We start from the raw sequence: 17,342 nt of genomic DNA, 5'->3' as shown, positions 1-17,342 counted from the left end.
GTGCCTCAACCAGACCACAGTGGCGGCAAAGGTGGATAGGCCATAAGAATAGCGCCGCCGCTCCTGGCTGAAGCTGCAGGCAGGAGCAGCTTATTATAGATGATCCGCACGCTCAGCGGAAAGAGAGGTGTGGGTGGGCCAGGGCGCCGTTTGCCGTTCAGATCTCCAGCACTACGATCGAGGTGCCGCTCTTGGCAGTGGTAGTCTTTGGCCGCATGGATACCAAGCGCGCACTGGTGCCAGTGCACTCCGGCGAACGCCCCCCTGTTCAGGTGCTGTTTGTGACGGCCTCTATCGGCTCCGGGCACCATCAGGTGCAACTGGCGGTTCAGGAAGCCTTACTAGCTCGTGGGGTGCCCATCCAGTCGCGCGAGAGCGATGCCACGGAGTACCTGACGCCAGCAGACCGCTGGTGGACGGTGGGCCTGTATGCGTTCGAACTTCGTTACGCGCCCTGGCTGTACGCTTGGTTCTACCGCACGACAGACCACGACCGGCCCTTCAGCATCATCGGCACGTGCTGCCGTTGGGTGGGCCTGGGCGGCATGCGGCGGGATCTGGCGCAGGTGCAGCCAGAGGTGGTGGTTCACTCCTACTGGTCGTCGGTACCGCTGGCCCACACGGTGCGCCGCCGCAAGCAAACGTTCCTCAACGCCCTGATTGTCACGGATTACCGCGCACATCGGCACTGGATCCGGCCAGAGGCGGAATTGATTATGGTAGCCTCGCAGGAAACGGCAAACCAGATGCTGGAGCGCGGCGCTGACCCTGACACCCTTGTCGTCACGGGCATTCCAATTGCCCGCAGGTACCGTGACCTCCTCGGTGCTGACCGCGCGGCGCTGCGGCGCAAGCACGGCCTGAGAACCGATCAGCCCCTGATCTTGCTGTCGACCGGAGGCACCGGCAGTTACCTGGCTCAAACGCGGGTACTCCATGAACTGGGCAATTTGGGGCGGCCCGTGCAGGTGTTGATGCTGGCGGGTGCCGCCGAACCGGGCGTAGAGCAGCTGGGGGGCGCGACTGTATATCGTTTCGGCTTTACCACGGCTTTCCCAGAACTTATGGCTGCGGCTGATCTGGTGGTGGGCAAAGCGGGCGGACTCACCGTGGCCGAATCATCTGCGCTCGGCGTGCCCATGATCGTCCACGCTCCCATTCCGGGCCAGGAGGAGTACAACGCCTCATACTTGGAGCGCGGCGGGGCAGCGCTGTGGGCGCGCGAACTGAGAGAACTGCGCCCCGCGATCCTGCGGGCGTTGGATCCTGGTGCACACGCCCGCTTGTCAGCCAATGCCCGGGCGCTGAGTGTGCCCGACGCCGCTGACCGGGTAGCGGGCGAAATCCTGCGCCGCCTGCAGCGAGTGTGAAGCTGATTCTCTGGGCCGCACTCTGCTGACAGCTGCCCGTGTAAGGTCATCCCATGACCATCACTACTCACAACGCCCGTAAGCCCCTTCCAGAGGGGTATACGCCGATCTATGTGGCCCGCAAGACCACCTATCAACCGGGATTTGGCGCAGACTTCAGCATCCTCGGCAACCCGTTTGTCATCAATCAACGGGCCGCCCGAAGGGAAACGGTCATCCTCTACCGCCAGTGGCTTCCGACCCGCCTTCAAGCGAACACCCCTTAAGCCCGTGCTTTGCAGGGTCTAGTTGAACGCGTGCGGGCAGGAGAGAGCCTGCTGCTCATCTGCTGGTGTGCGCCACTGGACTGCTATGCCGACGTGATCAAAGAGGAACTGGAACGGTTGATCACAAGCTCACCGGACGAGTGAATCGCCCAAAACGTGCTTCGGAGTTCACCTGTCTGCTGACACTGTGGAATTCAGTCTATCAGAGGTTTAAGGTAGGTCTTGGAGGTGTACTTCATGGCCTATCCTGCCCATGTTTACGTCCAGTCCTTTCAACAGCACCGCGCTGCCCTGCTGGAACTGCTTGACCGGATCCCGCCTGAACACGGCGACACCACCATTTGGGAAGGAGGAAGGAGCATCACCCAGACGGTCGATCATCTGCTCAGTGCTGGCGTTGGGGTGGTGGATATGCTCTCTGGGGGCAGTTGGGGCGATCAAGTTCCCTCAGCCGCTTTACCAGAGGCGACGGCTCGCCTCGGCGCGAGCACAGAGCTGGTAATTGACAAGTTATCTGCACTCAGTGATGAAGAGTTGAATCATGAATTGACGGTCTTTGGTGGAGCACGGTGGCCCGCCTACCGCCTCGTAGATTTCCACCGCGAGCACGAGATTCACCACAAAGGCCAGCTGTGGGTGATGGCACGGGTCATGGGGATTGAGCCTCCGTTCTTTACTCACATGGTGTGACCTCTGCCCGTCTCCGTGGTCAGCCCGCTCCTCTTCAACGATCCTGTCACTGATCTCCCGCCCCTCTGCCCGCCTCAGCGCGGGCGTTTCTCTTTTTCGATCTCAATCGCTTATTTATCCAAAAGCAGATCCGATTCGATCCGGTTACGGCCCTGGGCTTTGGCTAAGTAGAGCTTTTCATCAGCGCGGGCCATGACGTCGTCACCCATGAGGGCCAGGCCGCCTGAAACGGTCAGCGCCCCTCCACTGAGGCCCGCCTCTGCCGCGAGTGAACGCTCCACCTGAGCGCGGATGCGCTCGGCGACGTTGTTCAGGATGTCTGGCGGGCAGACGGGCAGCAGCACCCCAAACTCTTCGCCGCCCAGTCGGTAAAGGCGGTCACTTGGGCGCACGCAGCGCTGTGCCACGATCACGAACGTCTGCAACACCTGGTCGCCCATGTCATGGCCGTACGTATCATTGACACGCTTGAAATGATCCAGATCCAACAGCAGCAGATGCGTGCTGGGCAGTGCTGTTTTCAAGTCCGCCTCAAATTGCCGCCGATTGTACGCGCCTGTCAGGGCGTCGGTGAACGCGAGGCCCTGGTAATGCTGCGTGCGGGCCAAGTTGGTCAGACGAGTCTGCACGGCGATATGCCCGAGCAGCATCCCGACAGCACTCAGCACAGTCAGAGCAATGTACGCACTCACGGCAGTCGTCCAAGGTGCGTTGGTCAGGGCAAAACTCACGAACAGAGCCACGTTGGCTAACGCGAACAACCGCAAGGCCAACCCAGGGACGCGGTTCAGTGGCAGACCTTGCTTGGTCGGCAGGTGTAGCCAGATGCCAGATGGAGCGGCAAACCACGTCACTACAACCATTTGTATGAGGGAAGGAATCGCCCCGACGCCACCTAGGGAATAGCGGTAGATCCCAACCGGGAGGGCGACAGCGAGCCCGGCGAGACGGCCGTGACGTTGGGCGGCGAGTGCAACCGGCACCATCCGGAAGTCGAACAGGATGCCTGGGGTCAGCGGAGCGGTGTGGGCCAGCGCAAAAAAAGACGTGCCGACCAGAGCCAGCTACCGGGCCACCAGGGCCGGCCAGTGGTCGACGGCACCAAAGTGGAAGTAGGTCAGGCTGACCAGGAACAACCCCGCGATCAAGACAGCCAGATTCACCAGCACGTTGTCGAGGAGGGTCAGAATCATACCCTCTATTGTGCGCGGGGCGTCTGCCAGGACTCTGCGCGCAAGCCAGGCTGTTGAAGCGAGTGTCCCTGCTTCAACACGCGTTGCCAGGTCTCGCTGTTTCAATCCCTATTGATAACGGTAGAAATTGAGGTTGGTTACAGATAAAGGCGCTACGGTAGGACACGCGGAGTGCAAGGCCCACTGTTGTCCTTCCACTCAGATTTACGCCGTTATCAATAATGGTACTCCGTTGACTCTTGTACAAAAAGATGTCCAGCACGCAAGCACAGCCCCCATCTGAATACCCCAGAACCACGTGTAGGGCACTTTCTTCCCAGAAGTCAACGGAGTACCAATAAGAGTCCACTCGGGACGGTGGATTTTCTTTCGCCATCAAAAACACGCCCTATTCAGAGCGGGGCGCCGTGGCAGTTGGGGAGGCCTGCTCCCCCCGAAGCGTGGGCAAAGTGTAACGGAGCTGGACACCGCCCAAGTCCTGGACACGTGAGGCGTTGTCAGGAAGCTGTCACAAGATCCGGCGCACGCGGTGGGGCCATGGCCCCACCGCCTAGGCCGCCCCGACCGCCCGAAGTGCGTATCTATCCGGGCCCGGCGACCTAATCACCTCATCCACGAAGCCCCGCCCTTGCCTTCATTGGCAAGGTTTTGTGCCGCCAATAACAACCCGTCCACTGAAGGACGGGGCGCTGTGACTGCTCGGGATGGCGTTCAAGCGTCTCTTTCCCTGAGTACCGGACTACTCCGGCGAAACGCCCCTGCTCCAGCTTCGGCTGTGGGTGGGGCATTGATGCTTTACCCTCGTCCCATGCATCCGCGTGACCTGACGCCTGTCGAACTCGCTGACCTGCTCGATGCCGCCTACCGCCAAGATCGGGGCCTCACCCGCGAAGGGCCGGATCTGGAGTTGCGGATGGAGCCAGCCGACTTCCTCGGCTGCCATCCGGACATGTAGGCCGGAGCGTGGGCGGCCCGGCAAGAGTTGATGGCCGACGGTGGCGACGTGGAAGAAGACAAAGCCCAGTACTGGCTGAACGTAGAGTTTGTGGAGCCGTGCCCACGGTAAAAGGGAGCCTCTCGGCCCCCCCCTGCGGCACTGTGTGGCGCTAGGCCGCCGCCACCCGGATCAGCACCCCGATGCCTGCCTTTGCCGCCGTACAAAAGCCTACGGCTAAGACGTCCAGCATCTCGAAAACTGCCGCTGGTGCTCGCGCTCGGCGCGGTTGTCTTGGCCCTCCGGCAGCGGCACGAGGATTATCGGCCCGCAGAGCAGCTCACACTCGGTAGGCAGCCCGATCCTGCGCCCGGCCTCAGGGTTGACCGAGCTGTTTCAGGGGGAGAGACATCGAGTCGAGTTCTTTGAGCCGCTCTGCAAGCAGGGGCGACATCTTCTTGAGCCAGCTGTCCAGCGCTTCTTGCTCTGCATCATTCAGCCCCCGCACGCCGCCTGACACGCACGTTCATCCGGTTACAGCAAGAGCGCCCAGGAAGGTCCTGGGCGCTGTGCACACGGGTGCTCAGTTGTTGGGGTTCAGAAACTCCAGCTGAATTTTTTCCTGAATCCCACTGGTGGAATTGACCGAAAACGCAGTCATGCCGTTGTGCGGCGCGACCATGTCAACCTGCTGGGTATTCGGACGCGAAATCCCTCCACCCGTCGCGCCGGGCATAAATGCCTGCCACACGTACAAGCTGTTGGGAAACTGGAAGTTGGTGCCGCGAAGATCACTGTTGGCCACGATGTCGTCATTGAACTTGACGCCGCCGCCCGGCGTATCGCTGGCATAACCGAAGGGCGACTGCGCATTGCCTGCGGTGACCAGGGCATAGCGGAAATCAAATGGGAAAATGTTCAGCGTCGCCGGATCAAGCTTGATCTTGCTCCAGAGCGTGGTGGACGCGCTCGCGGGCGTCCCAAAGCGAGTTCGCGAGTTGTTTGGCTGCGCCAGGGAAATGTATTCCTGGGGCGCGGCGGAATTCATGTCGGCACACCAGATGTTGGCGACCCGGGCGGTTTGATTGCCCACATACAGTCTGTAATTGGCGTCTTGCAGAGGATGATTTTTCTGAATGTCTCCGAAGGCCATGTATTTATTTTTATAATCCAAACAGGTGGTGGGTTTGCCCAGATCAATCTGGTGCGGAGACGGCAGGGTGCTGGGATCGGTGAGGGGCGGGTTGACGGTTGAGGGCGCGACGCAGTCACGGGCGTCTCGGGCACATTGCTTGATGACGCCCTTGGCCGTAGCCAGCAGCTGGGAGTTGCGGCTGACCAGCGCGTTGATGGCGCTCTGCGTGTCCGTGAAGAGGAAGGGATTGAGCTGCGCTGTCAAGGAGTCGTTGAGCTTGTTCTGGTAGCCGATGGCGTAGCTGGTCAATGTCTCGGCGTTGCTCCGCGCCTGATCCAGCACAGTGGTGTTGGCCTTTTCCAGCGCCAGGGTCTGATAATCCTGGAAATTGGCCGACTTCAAGCAGACGAGCTGAGCGCTGCCCACCGCCTGCCCAGAGCACTGGGCGGTAAAGAGTGCCGGGAAATTCTGTGAATTGTCGAGCAGTGTCTGGTAGTCCGTCGCAAATTTTGTCGGGATGACGCCGTCGTAAAATTCATTGATGTGAACGTTGTACTGACTTGAAATCTGGCTGACGGCCTGCTTGACGTCCACTGAACCGGAAGCCGATCCGTACTTCACCTTCAATTCATTCTCGAGCTCAGTCTTTTCGGAGCTGCTGGCCGTGTCGAGCCGGATGATGCCGCGGTACGTCGCCCCGGTGGTGGCCGCCGCGAGATACTTGTCGCCGCACTTGGCGTAGAAATTAAGGTAATTGTTGATGAAGTCTGCGTAGTTGTCCTGCCCACCGGGGTCTTCGTCGCCCTTCATGATGTGGGCCCCCGAGAGCACGATGGATGGCCCCACGATCTCGGAGTACACGATGACGTACACCGAGTACGAATTGGAGGCCTGGCTCTGCAGGTAACTTGACTTGGCAGAGGCCGAGAACAGCCCAAAACCCACAGACGCCTCGGCAGTGATTCCGAGTGAAGACGCCAGCGCCTGCGTGCTTGAGACGATTTTGATGTCGTAATTTGCAGAAAGCGTTCCAATCGACTTCGCATCGACGGTACCTTTCACGCAGGTGCCTTCCAGTTCTCCGGACAAAGAGCTGTACCCTTTGCCGAACGTCATGCCCGAGGGACTGTACCAGTCAACCACCAAAGGCGGCGCCGCCCCCAGGTGCGGCTTAGGAGTAACCGGGGCCGGCGGGAGAACGGGCTGCTGCGGTTGATCCCCGCACGCCGAGAGCACCACACTCAACAACAGCGTGCTCAGGACGGCTGTGGCCGAACTTCCTCTTAGACTCTTCGTCATCTGATCCCCCTCTAGTGAAGCAGTGCTCATTTTGGACATCTTTCTCTAACATTCTCATCACACGTGGGGAGGTTTAGCCTTTCCGTCAACTCGGCGGCGCCGTCACCGCGCCAGCTCAAGGGCCGCCGCTGGGCGAAAGCGCATTGGTTTCAGTGCACGCAGGCCATCTGGTGAACCATGTCACCTCCCGACTGAGGGTGAGTCGCTTTTGCACACATGGAGTTAAGCCCCGATTTACGCGGAGGCACCCCATGACCCAGCGCAAAACCTACACCGCCGAATTCAAGCGTTACGGCTGTTCAACTCGCGCAGTCCACCGAAACTAGCGCGGGCACCGCTCGCGACCTCGGCATTGGACTTTCAGCCTTGAGAACGTGGATGAAAGCCGACCAGCACAACGGGGATTTGGCCTTTCCTGGTCAGGGCCGTCAGCTCTTGACACCCGATCAAACGCCTGCGGAAAGAAAACAAATCTTGCGTGAGGAGCGTGGAATTCTAGATAGGGTGTCGCTGATGGGTTGTCAAGTCTTTGGCTGGGCGGTTGTCGGTGTTGGGCCAGCTCCGTCTTGAGCACGACAAAAATCATCTTGGTAGGGTTGCCCGGATTTCACCACCGCCAATCCGGTGGTTAATAATTTACGTTCCAGCGCGACTAACGCTACTTTGGCTGGCTTGCCCGTGTCCCGTAAATGGCGGTAGTACGTTCGCATTCGGCTGTGTGATTTTGACGCGCCCAAGGCCGAGAGATACGCGATCCGCCGCAGGCGGGCATTGCCGGTCTTTGAAATCCGTCCTTGACCGCGCTTGGCGCCCGATTGGTGCGGGGAGGGCGCCATGCCTGCAGCCGCAGAAATCTCCCGTCCGGTGTCCAGATGGGCAAATCCTACGGTTTCGGCCACGATCGTCGCCGCAGACACGAAGGCAAACCCTGGCACACTCAGCAGCAACTTCAGTTGCTGCGACAACGTCTCATCGGCCTCGATCAGCGCACGCATCGCGGCCTCAATCTCCACGACTTGCCCAACCATGAGGGTTAACCGCTGCTGGGTGAGCTTCACGACGGTCTCCGAAGCACGATGGGCGTCTTGCAAGGCTTGCAGGTGGTTCTGTTCCTGAGTTCGGCGCACGAGAACGGCTTCCCGTTCTCGAGTGAGCTGTTTCAAGTCGCTCTACGCGGTGCTGGGCGGCGTCCAGCTGCTCGGATGCATCACCACCCCGTACCGCGCGATCAGCTCCGCATCCATCGCGTCGGTTTTCCCCCGGCGCAGGATAGAACGAGCAAAATACTTGATTTGTGCCGGGTTGACCACACTCACGACGCAGCCTAAAGATTGAAAATAGTGTGCAAAACGCTCCCAGTAGACATTGGTCGCCTCCATCACCACGTGAAGCTCTGCAGGTTCAGTCCACGTGCGAACCCAGTCGCTCAACTGTTGAAGTCCGGCGGGTGTGTTGGCCAGAGGGCCACGTTGACCGAGCGAGTGTCCGGCGGTGTCCTGCACGTGAACGAAGAACTCTCGTTTTCCGATATCAATGCCCAGCACTAACATGCTGCACCTCCTGAGGTGGGCTAAGCGTGTCAGGGACAGTCTTTCTCGGCACTGTTCTTGTGGTACAGGCTCTGGGGCCTCGGATAGGGTTCAGCGTTGCCGAGAAAGAGCCCAGGTCGGCCAGATGTAGAATGCGGCCTTGGAAGGCTGGAAAAAAGCACTGGCTTGTTGACCTGGGATAGACCTGACCATCCGGAGTATGACGGATCTGGCCCAACACACAAAAAAAGCCGTGGCCTGTCTTGGGCAGAGCGGCACCCGTATGGGGCCTGCCCGCTTCTTTGCCAGAGAGACCCCGCGTTGAGATACGTGTTTATCCAACAGTGGCGCAGTCAGTACTCGTTGAAAGTCTTGTGCTGGACGTGTCCACCAGTGCGTTCTACAGCTGGCATAGAAAGCCTACCTCATCACAAGCTAAGCAGGAGGCGCTACGGTGCACCGCGTCTTCAAGCTGACCTGCGGGCTGAGGGACAACACATTTCCCGCGAGCGGATTTCGCGCCCTTGGCGGGTGAGTGGCCTCCGGGCCAAAGGAAAGCGACGATTCGTGCGTACGACCGACAGTGACCATGGCGGTGCGGTCTGTCCCAACGTACTCAACCGAGAATCCACCGTCCAACACGCCAATACGGTATGGGACTCTGATCTGACGTTTATCAAGGCCGAAGAGGGCTGGTTGTATTTGGCGGTCACCCTCGACCTGCATTCACAAGCCGTCGTGGGATATGCCATGGAAGCCCAGATGGCGGCCACCCTACCGCTCGGAACCTCGAAAATGACGGTGAACCCACGAAACCCGCTTCCCGGCCTCCTCCATCACGCAGGGCCGAGGCAATCAATAGGTCAGCAAAATTGTTCAGGCTGAATTAACGCGCATAGGTGCACAAGGGAGCATGAGCCGCACGGCACATTGCTGGGACAACAGCGTTCTGGAGAGCTTCTGCAGCTCCCTGAAACGGCGGCTGCTGGACACCGTTCTCTTCGAAAGCCGAGTTGTAGCTCGGCAGGCCATCTTCGAATACATTGATACAACCGACAACGCCGTCATTCGACATTGGCTGACTTGACACCACACGAGTTCGAGCGCCAAGCAGGGGTGGCTTAACCAGACGTGCGCAACACCGACTCAAGCCCAAACAGCCCCTTTTGAGCGGGCAACGCTTCTGAGGCCGGCAGAGGCCGGGCGATCAGATACCCTTGGCCTTGGTGGCAGCCCAGTTCACGGAGCAGGTCGCATTCCTGCTGCGTTTCGATTCCTTCCGCAATGGTGGTCAGGCCCAAGTTGTGGGCCAGACTCGTGATGGCCCGAACCACGGGCAAGGCGAACGAATCCTGGTGAAGATGGGTCACAAAAGAACGGTCAATCTTCAAGACGTTGAGGGGCAGGCGCGAGAGGTAACTCAGGCTGGAATACCCCGTCCCAAAATCGTCGACGGCCAGGGAGACGCCGAGGGCCCGCAACTGGTTCATCCGCCGCGCAGATTCCTCGACGTTCCGCATCACCGCACTTTCCGTCAGCTCCAGCTCGAGCGCTTCAGGACACAGCCCAGTGTCCTCCAGCACCTGCGCGACCATCTGAACGAAGCCGTCCCGTTCAAACTGCAGCACTGAGACGTTGACGGCTATGCGCAGGGCCTCATACCCCTGGCGTCTCCAAACTGCGGTTTGCCGGCAAGCCTCCCGGAGCACCCATTCCCCAATGGGAACAATCAGCCCAGTCTCTTCCGCCACCGGAATGAAGCGGAGCGGTGCAACGTGGCCCAAGAGGGGATGCCGCCAGCGCAGCAGCGCCTCCATACCGGTGAGCGTGCCGTCGATCAAATTGACTTGCGGTTGATAGTGAAGTTCGAGTTCATCGAGTTCAACCGCGCGGCGCAGGTACTGCGCGAGGTGCATGCGCTCTGCCGCGCGGCGGTTCATTTCTGGCTGATAGAAAGCGATCCCTGCCTTGTGGATTTTGGCGGACTGCATCGCCAAATCCGCGTGCCGTTGCAGGTGCGTGACGTCAACGCCGTTCGTGAGCATAGAGATGCCGATCGAAGCACTGATCAGCAGCTCCTGTTCACCCACAAGAATCGGCGCCGTGAGGCTCCGCAGTATCTGCCGCATGATTGTTTCGGCTGCTTCCTGTGTGGTGTGCGGCAAGACGACCGTGAACTCGTCCCCGCCTACCCGCGCCAGGGTATCGCCGAAGCGGGTGAGCTGCAGGAGGCGGCGCGTGATCTCCCGCAGCACCTCGTCCCCCACTTGGTTCCCGTGGACATCGTTGATGCTCTTGAAATCGTCGAGGTCGATGTGCGCCAGAGCGACGGGAGTCTGGTGGGCCTTGGCCTGTTGCGCGGCACCTTCGAGCCGGGTGTTGAAGAGGGTGCGGTTGGGCAGACCCGTGAGGGCGTCATGCTGCGTCTGATACGCGAGGCTGTCCCTAAGGCGGTGATGCTCGATAGCGACCGCCGCGAGGTGACGGGCCTGCTGCAGCAGGTCAACCGTCACCGCTGGAAATGTACCGGTGCTCCGGCTGTAGGCGCACAAGGTGCCCAACACCTCGCCGGTTCCGCTAAGGATCGGCGCGGACAGACAGGCACGCAGGCCATGCACCAACGCCAGTTCCCGAAGTTCTCCCCAGCTCGAATTTGAGAAAAAGCTCTCGACGGTGATGGAAACGCCCAAGAACGCCGCCGCGCCGCAAGGACCGGCCTCTGGTTCAATTCGGACGCTGCTGACGGCGTCCGTGAACCCGGCGGGCAGGCTCGGCGCGGCAGCGTTGTACAACACGTCTCCTTGACGCAGCATGACGTAACTCAGCAGTCCAGGGTTGTGGCCTTCTACCAGAAGGGCAATCTCGCTCAGGATGGTGCCGAGCGGTTCATTGCGAAGCGTGCGCTCCAGAATTTGGTTGCGGGCTTGCTCAAGCTGCTCGGCTGCTTTGCGGACACTGACGTCGCGGAAACACACGGCAATCCCGTCCCCCGACGGATAGGAATGCAGTTGAAACCATACGCCGTGCTGGGCGGAGTACACTTCAAATTCCATGCTGCGGCGCTCATCCATGGTGACCTTGAGATTGTGCTCCATCACGCCGCCCCACGCTTCTGGAAAAACGTCCCAGCCCCGACGTCCAAGCAGGTCTGTTGCCCGGCAGCCCAGCAGCCGGGCGGCTTGAGCATTGACGTAGATAAAGTTCCAGTCCGCATCACAGGCACAGAACGCGTCCGTGATGCTCTCCAAGAGTTCGTGCGCGAACGTCTGCCGTTCCAGAAGCGCACGTTCGACGCGTTTGCGTTCCGTGATATCGGTCAACAGACCGATGATGCCCGTGACCTCCCTCCGCTGATCAATCAGGGAGGTCGCGGAAACTTCAACCCACAGGGTTGTTCCATCCTGGCGGGTCAAGGGCAGTTCCAATGGCTCGACGACCCCCTGCCGGCGCCCCTCCATCTGCCGGCGCGCTTCGGCCTGGTAGGCCGGATCAATGAAGTCCAGGGCCGAGCGCCCCAACACTTCGCCCGGTTCCTGGTACCCCAGCAGACGCACCAATTGCGGGTTGAGGTATTCAATCCGGAAGTCTGCCGTGACCAGCGCCATCCCTTCGCGCATGGTTTCAATCAGGTGACGGTACCGCTCCTCGCTGGCCTGCAACTGCTGCTGCGCGGTGTGACGCTGGGTGATCGTGCGGAAAAACACGGAAGCCCCCTGTGCAGAAGGGTACACATCGACCTGCACCCAGACACCAAGGGCAGCAAAGAGCATTTCACAAGACCGGTACTCTTGCTGCTGCACCCCTTCAAGAAGACGCTGCTCCAAGGTGCTCCCGACCAAGTCCGGGAACATGTCCCACACGGTTTTGCCCCACAGGTCAGCAGGTAGTCCAACGATTTGAAACGCCCGCTTGGCGGCCGGATTGACATACACGCAGCGCCACGCGGGATCGTAGACGACGAGTGCATCTGCGAGCTGTTCCACCACTGCGCGAATGCGCTCGAGGGGATGATCGGCCACCGAAGAGGCCAGTGGGCCTTGTGGCCTGCTCTCCAAACTCTGCTGGTTGACGGGCACAGAGTGGAGCGGGAGCAGCGGCGTTTCAGACATTTATTCTATGGTGCGGAATCGGCTCTTTCAGGCCTCTTACCACGGAATGCCGTTCAGACATGATGAGGGTTGGCGGTACATAAGCCGCCCACTCCTGTTGAGCGTCATGGCGGGAACAGTGTGTGAACGTCTATCGGCGTAGGGGCAGGCAGGTGAGGCAATGCCCCCAACAGTCCTGTTGAACTCAGTAATGAGTAACTGATATCTCTATACCTGTATTTTGAGAGCTTTTCCCTCGCCTCGATCGAGCATTTTGACCATTGCCGTCGGCACTCCGGCGGCCGCAAAACGAAGCCGCTGTGGAGGCTGAGTGCGGAGCGCGCTGGCTTGCCGGGTCAGCAACACGGCCGGAAACAGCTTGGTCAGGAGCAAAGCGCGCAAAACGGCAAGCACCGGCTGTGGCTGTGCGGTCACAGGGCCGGGGGGGGGCAGAGCGGCGGAGCTGAAACAGTCATCTTGATCTTCCAGAGCAGCGCCGCACGACAATTAGACTGTTCAGTGCTGAGGAGTTTACGAAGAGTGGGGCTCAGCTCTCCGACAAGACGATGATCCGGTCATGCTCCGAGAATTGGATCAGCCCGGGCTTGTGTGGGTTCAGATGAACGTCCATCGGCGTGGCCGTCGCTCCGCGGGACGGCGAGGACGTCATGACCCTGCAAAAGCAGGCCGACGTGGCGATGTACCGTGCCAAACAGGTGGGCAAGAACAACGTGCCAGAACCCACTCCAGTGGCCCCCTCACTCGTTCCAGACTCCTGATCTGGTGGCTTTGACGCGCTCAGGGTAAGCTGACCGTCCGTGACTGACCTCCAGGCCACTGCCACCGATCCACGGTGACCCTCCTCCACTCCGCCCAGACGGCCGTGCCCTTACGTTCCCTGAGCGGGCGCAACACTCAAGACTTGCTGCGCCCGCGTCTCAACCCTTGAAGAGGAGGCGAGTTCTGGCCTTACCATTGGGCGTTCTGCAGTCTCCACCGTTCGAACTGCTCCACCGGCAGAGGCTCACTCAATAAAAATCCCTGCACGACTTCGCAGCCCAGGGATGAAACCAGCGCCCATTGCGCCTGCGTTTCGACCCCTTCGGCCACCACATGAACGTTCATCGCCTGGGCAATGGACGCGATGGCCTGAATCATCTGCTGGCCACTCACGCTGCGCTCGGCATTGCGCACGAAATTTCGGTCGAGCTTCAGCGCACTGACCGGAAGCGTCATCAGGTAGCTGATGGACGAATGGCCCGCTCCAAAGTCGTCCAATGAAACCTGCACCCCCAGGTGCCGCAGCTGTTCCATCTTCACTGCGGCACTTGGGAGGTCTTGAATGACCAGCCGCTCTGTGAGTTCGATCTCCAGCAAGCTGCCCGGCAACTGGTTCGTCTTCAAGCAGTTCAGCACCTGAGGGAGGAAGTCAGGGTGCGCAAATTGACGGGGGGAAATATTGACCGCAATCCGCAGCGGTCTGCCCGCGTCTCTCCAGAGGGCCGCTTGCCGACAAGCCTGCTTGAGCACCCAGTGCCCAATTGGCAAGATGAAGCCGGTATCTTCGGCCACAGCGATAAATTCGTCCGGACGCACCAGCCCAAGGGAAGCGCTGTGCCACCGCAGGAGTGCTTCGACCCCCACCAGCTGGTCGCCCTGGAGCTGGGGTTGGTAATACAACTCAAATTCGTCGTGCTCTAGGGCAAACTGAAGTGCCTGTTTGGTGTGTTCCCGGGCGTGAACGCTCAGCAAAAGATCTTCTGTAAAGGTATGGAAGGTATTTCTGCCTTTGAACTTGGCCTGATAGAGCGCCAGATCCGCTTGACGTTGCAACACGTCGGCGTTCTCGCCGACGTGCGTGAGCGTGCTGATCCCGATAGATGCTGTGACGTGAACCGCTTCTTCTGCGATGAAGAACGGCGCAGCGAAAGCGAGGTTGAGTCGGTGGGCAACCTGTTCCGCTTGTTCTGAAGCAAAGAGATTGGTCAGGATGACATTGAACTCGTCTCCACCCACACGGGCCAGGGTGTCGCCCTCACGAAGCGTCGTCCTCATTCGCTCGGCCGCTTGGATGAGCAGGCGGTCTCCAGCGGCGTGTCCAAAGCGGTCATTGATCTGTTTGAAGCCGTCCAAATCGATGAACATCACGCCGATGGCATGGCCCTGACGCTCCGAGAGCGCCAGAGTCTGCCCCAGGCGATCAAAGAAGAGCGCGCGGTTGGGCAACCCGGTCAGCCCATCATGGAAGGCCTGATGGGTCAGCAAGGTGCGGCCCTGCTCAAGTTGCTCAGTGAACAGGAGCAGTGTCCGTGTCAGACGTGCATTCTCAGTAAACGTCAGCGCTTGTCTGAGCATCACGATGCCGAACAAGCCCACGGTGCCCCAGAGCACGCCAGGCGTGGCGGGGGTGGGGTGCTGTTGGAGAAAGATAAGCAAGACACAGGACATCAGCACCGCCACATAAGGCAGCACCGATAGCCCACGCTGAACCGTTCGGGGCGTTGGCACAACGGTGCTTGACCCTTTGGCATGCTGATCGCTCCAACCCGCCAGGGCGAGGGAGACCGTGCCCCAACTCCACAAACAGTCAATCCACGAGCCGGAGACATAAGCTTCTTGACTGCTTAAAAAGACGTACCGGAGATCAGCGGCAATGTACATCAGCAACCCGCACGAGAACAGAACCGTTGGAAGACGCAGCCCTTTGCCCTGGAGGGCGAGCAGCACCAAGGCCAGGAGACCCAGGTCAAGCGCCGGATACGACAGCGTGACGGCTCTGTTCATGAGCGCGCTCCCAGAATCGAGGGCCACCTCTGCCAAAAAGAGCCACCAGGCATAGAGGCCGACCATGCCGACAATGATGGCGCTGTCCAGGAGAAGGCCGAGCGTTTTCAGAGAATGTAGAGCGATCTGGGATTGCCGGAGCAAAGCCAGGCCGAGCAAACTATAGAAGGCGTAATAACTTAAATCGGCGGGGGAGACATTCGGGGGGGTCGTGGTGAACAACTCGAAGTACACCCAGATACTTTCCCCGACGCTGAGGGCGACGAGGCCCATCATCAGCAACCAAAGCGCACCCTTACGGTCGTTGGGCGCACTGCGCCAGACCGTCATACTGAGCGCGGTACTCAGATAAATCACCGAGAGATAGGTCAGGTCGGCGTACCACACGGCCTGCGCTGGCGTGCCCCAGGGCCAGATCAGCCCGGCCAACTGAACAAGGGCCGCACCCAGCAAGGCGATCAACCCCCCAAAGCGGCGCATGAATGTAAAAACCAGGCTGGACATCAAGAAAGAACCCCACACCAATCAGCTGGGAAGAAGTTTGTTACCAGCGGGTTCGTGCAGGCTAAAGGACTCGGTCTAACATTAGCCTGACAACCGAACTCCGGCTTAACGGCACCCCTTCTGAACGATGTCACAGGAGCCCCTTCCCGTTCTGGGAAATGATGTTGCTGAGGGCGCAGAGGCTGTGGACCTGATGGCCTGACACAATTTATGAGAAAGCGTCCCCGGTAGGGGACACTTTCTGTTTGTGAAGACCGAAAATGCCACCGGGGACGCCCCCCGACTGTACCAAGCGATCCTGCCCCACCTCCACCCCGCCCTGTGGAACGACGTCCGCAACGCCCGTACGCTGGCCTGGATGGTCAGCGGCTTGGTGCTGTCCCAGAGCGTTTCCATTCCCTCCTGGCTGCCGCACATCCACTCCCAGGCCACGGTCGCCCAGAGCACCGAACGTCGCTGCCGACGGTGGCTGGAGAATCCAGCCATCGCCCCTGGCAGTGTATGGCCCCTGATTACCCGAGCCTTGCGGGATTGGGGCCCGCATTCCTGACGCTGGCGCTGGACACCAGCATCCTGTTCGGACGCTTCTGTCTGATCCGGGTGGCCGTCCTCTACCGGGGACGCGCGGTACCGCTCGTCTCCGCGTCCTAGAGCATGCCAGTGCTCAGGTCGGCACCGAACAACTCCTGCCTGTCCTCGCCGAGGTCAAAGGCCTGCTGGATTTTCTTGGGCTGCACGATGTTCGACTCCTGGCGGATCGGGGTTTTGCGACACGGCCTTGATGGGCTGGCTCCGCGTCTGCGGATGGCACTTCCGCATCCGCATCAAATCGAGCCTGATTCTGGCCGCTCCAGACGGGCAACGGGTCTGCACCATCGGGGAAATCAAACTCGCAGCGCGCGAAACGCGCTGCTTCCACAACGTCACGATCACCGGACACCGATTTGGGCCGGTGCATGTGGCTCTGGGCCGTCCACGGACGGCCCAGAGCAGTGGCAGTGGTGAGCGATGAACCCACCAGTCGTGCAACGTTTGCTGAGTACGGCGAGCGCTTCCAAATAGAGGAAGGATTCTTGGATGATAAGAGTGGCCTCTTCGGTCTGGAGGACTCCAAACTGCGTGATGCCGCCAGCCTCGAACGCCTGATCCTGGTGATCTCTGTGGCCACGCTCCTGCTCGTCTCCGAAGGACTCCAGCTCGTGCAGCAGGGTGTGCGCAGAACCATTGATCCCCATTGGAACCGCGCCCTGAGCTATTTGAAACTTGGTTTACGCGGCGTCCACTTCGCGCTGAGCCGGGGGCAGGCAGTACTCAACCGCCTGACGCTCCAAGGAGGCGCCGATCCGGCGCCTCCCGGACGTCGCAAGAAATCGCATGTCAGTTCTGTGGACGCTTTAGAAGGCGGCTGGGTGCTCAGATTTCGCTCTCCCTCATAAATTGTGTCAGGCCGTCAGGGCTGTGGACACAGAATCACTTGGCCGAGGGATGTGGCGCTCTACCAGGGCAACGGTCAGGCTGTGGTTGCTGCATTGCGCACCCGGCTCGCCTGC

General features: G+C 60.1%; 17 protein-coding genes and 1 pseudogene. 11 read left to right on the top strand and 7 right to left on the bottom strand.

The annotated features are described in order from the left end of the window. Positions 1–215 precede the first annotated feature (215 nt). The 3 genes from M1R55_RS21325 (at position 216) to M1R55_RS21315 (ending at position 2,326) form a co-directional block, all read left to right on the top strand. Positions 216–1,370 carry a glycosyltransferase gene (locus tag M1R55_RS21325; protein ID WP_249394973.1) on the top strand — a complete coding sequence of 385 codons (1,155 nt, stop codon included), beginning with the start codon at positions 216–218 and terminating at the stop codon, positions 1,368–1,370. Positions 1,371–1,423: 53 nt separating this feature from the next. Further along, positions 1,424–1,636, top strand: coding sequence for a DUF4326 domain-containing protein (locus M1R55_RS21320; RefSeq protein WP_249394972.1), 213 nt, complete (start codon positions 1,424–1,426; stop codon positions 1,634–1,636). A 237-nt stretch (positions 1,637–1,873) separates the two neighbouring features. Continuing rightward, on the top strand, positions 1,874–2,326 hold the full coding sequence (locus M1R55_RS21315) for a DinB family protein (protein ID WP_249394971.1): 453 nt from the start codon (positions 1,874–1,876) through the stop codon (positions 2,324–2,326). Between the two features lie 110 nt (positions 2,327–2,436). On the opposite strand, the gene M1R55_RS21310 is transcribed toward M1R55_RS21315, so the two are convergent. Further along, positions 2,437–3,342, bottom strand: a complete 906-nt coding sequence (locus M1R55_RS21310) for a GGDEF domain-containing protein (protein ID WP_371827273.1) — start codon at positions 3,340–3,342, stop codon at positions 2,437–2,439. A gap of 48 nt (positions 3,343–3,390) precedes the next feature. Then, positions 3,391–3,519 (bottom strand): hypothetical protein, encoded by a 129-nt coding sequence (locus M1R55_RS31820; protein WP_256566026.1) that lies wholly within the window; start codon positions 3,517–3,519, stop codon positions 3,391–3,393. A gap of 808 nt (positions 3,520–4,327) precedes the next feature. On the opposite strand from M1R55_RS31820, the gene M1R55_RS32330 reads away from it, so the two are divergent. Next, the gene (locus tag M1R55_RS32330) at positions 4,328–4,474 is read left to right on the top strand and encodes a hypothetical protein (protein WP_371827253.1); all 147 of its coding nucleotides are present in this window, start codon (positions 4,328–4,330) and stop codon (positions 4,472–4,474) included. 562 nt (positions 4,475–5,036) lie between these two features. Here the strand turns inward: M1R55_RS32330 and M1R55_RS21300 are convergent. After that, positions 5,037–6,827 (bottom strand): GON domain-containing protein, encoded by a 1,791-nt coding sequence (locus M1R55_RS21300; protein ID WP_249395315.1) that lies wholly within the window; start codon positions 6,825–6,827, stop codon positions 5,037–5,039. 311 nt (positions 6,828–7,138) lie between these two features. On the opposite strand from M1R55_RS21300, the pseudogene M1R55_RS21295 reads away from it, so the two are divergent. Next, a pseudogene (locus M1R55_RS21295) lies at positions 7,139–7,391 on the top strand (transposase); the annotation flags it as partial. 17 nt (positions 7,392–7,408) lie between these two features. On the opposite strand, the gene M1R55_RS21290 reads toward M1R55_RS21295, so the two are convergent. Together M1R55_RS21290 and M1R55_RS21285 are read right to left on the bottom strand one after the other, a co-directional pair. Continuing rightward, the gene (locus M1R55_RS21290) at positions 7,409–8,050 is read right to left on the bottom strand and encodes a transposase (protein WP_249394969.1); all 642 of its coding nucleotides are present in this window, start codon (positions 8,048–8,050) and stop codon (positions 7,409–7,411) included. A 6-nt stretch (positions 8,051–8,056) separates the two neighbouring features. Next, positions 8,057–8,437, bottom strand: coding sequence for an IS110 family transposase (locus M1R55_RS21285; RefSeq protein WP_249394968.1), 381 nt, complete (start codon positions 8,435–8,437; stop codon positions 8,057–8,059). A gap of 309 nt (positions 8,438–8,746) precedes the next feature. Here M1R55_RS21285 and M1R55_RS32325 point away from each other — a divergent pair, with 309 nt between their 5' ends. Both M1R55_RS32325 and M1R55_RS32320 read left to right on the top strand, forming a co-directional pair. Then, positions 8,747–9,301, top strand: coding sequence for a DDE-type integrase/transposase/recombinase (locus tag M1R55_RS32325; protein ID WP_371827272.1), 555 nt, complete (start codon positions 8,747–8,749; stop codon positions 9,299–9,301). Between the two features lie 28 nt (positions 9,302–9,329). After that, positions 9,330–9,503 (top strand): hypothetical protein, encoded by a 174-nt coding sequence (locus M1R55_RS32320; protein WP_371827252.1) that lies wholly within the window; start codon positions 9,330–9,332, stop codon positions 9,501–9,503. Positions 9,504–9,537: 34 nt separating this feature from the next. On the opposite strand, the gene M1R55_RS21280 is transcribed toward M1R55_RS32320, so the two are convergent. After that, positions 9,538–12,525: an EAL domain-containing protein gene (locus tag M1R55_RS21280; RefSeq protein ID WP_249394967.1), complete on the bottom strand. Its 2,988-nt coding sequence runs from the start codon at positions 12,523–12,525 to the stop codon at positions 9,538–9,540. A gap of 614 nt (positions 12,526–13,139) precedes the next feature. On the opposite strand from M1R55_RS21280, the gene M1R55_RS21275 reads away from it, so the two are divergent. Then, positions 13,140–13,283: a hypothetical protein gene (locus M1R55_RS21275; RefSeq protein WP_249394966.1), complete on the top strand. Its 144-nt coding sequence runs from the start codon at positions 13,140–13,142 to the stop codon at positions 13,281–13,283. Between the two features lie 190 nt (positions 13,284–13,473). On the opposite strand, the gene M1R55_RS21270 is transcribed toward M1R55_RS21275, so the two are convergent. Continuing rightward, positions 13,474–15,792 (bottom strand): bifunctional diguanylate cyclase/phosphodiesterase, encoded by a 2,319-nt coding sequence (locus tag M1R55_RS21270; protein WP_249394965.1) that lies wholly within the window; start codon positions 15,790–15,792, stop codon positions 13,474–13,476. 247 nt (positions 15,793–16,039) lie between these two features. Between M1R55_RS21270 and M1R55_RS21265 the strand changes: the two genes are divergently transcribed. The 3 genes from M1R55_RS21265 (at position 16,040) to M1R55_RS21255 (ending at position 17,228) form a co-directional block, all read left to right on the top strand. Next, positions 16,040–16,342, top strand: a complete 303-nt coding sequence (locus tag M1R55_RS21265) for a hypothetical protein (RefSeq protein WP_249394964.1) — start codon at positions 16,040–16,042, stop codon at positions 16,340–16,342. A gap of 231 nt (positions 16,343–16,573) precedes the next feature. Next, on the top strand, positions 16,574–16,804 hold the full coding sequence (locus M1R55_RS21260; protein ID WP_249394963.1) for a hypothetical protein: 231 nt from the start codon (positions 16,574–16,576) through the stop codon (positions 16,802–16,804). Then, the gene (locus M1R55_RS21255; protein ID WP_249391324.1) at positions 16,794–17,228 is read left to right on the top strand and encodes a hypothetical protein; all 435 of its coding nucleotides are present in this window, start codon (positions 16,794–16,796) and stop codon (positions 17,226–17,228) included. Before M1R55_RS21260 ends, M1R55_RS21255 begins: the two co-directional genes overlap by 11 nt. Positions 17,229–17,342: the final 114 nt, after the last annotated feature.

This window comes from Deinococcus sp. QL22, assembly GCF_023370075.1.
Lineage (GTDB): Bacteria > Deinococcota > Deinococci > Deinococcales > Deinococcaceae > Deinococcus.
Note: the sequence above shows the minus strand (reverse complement) of the source record. Positions and strands in the feature narration are given on the sequence as shown.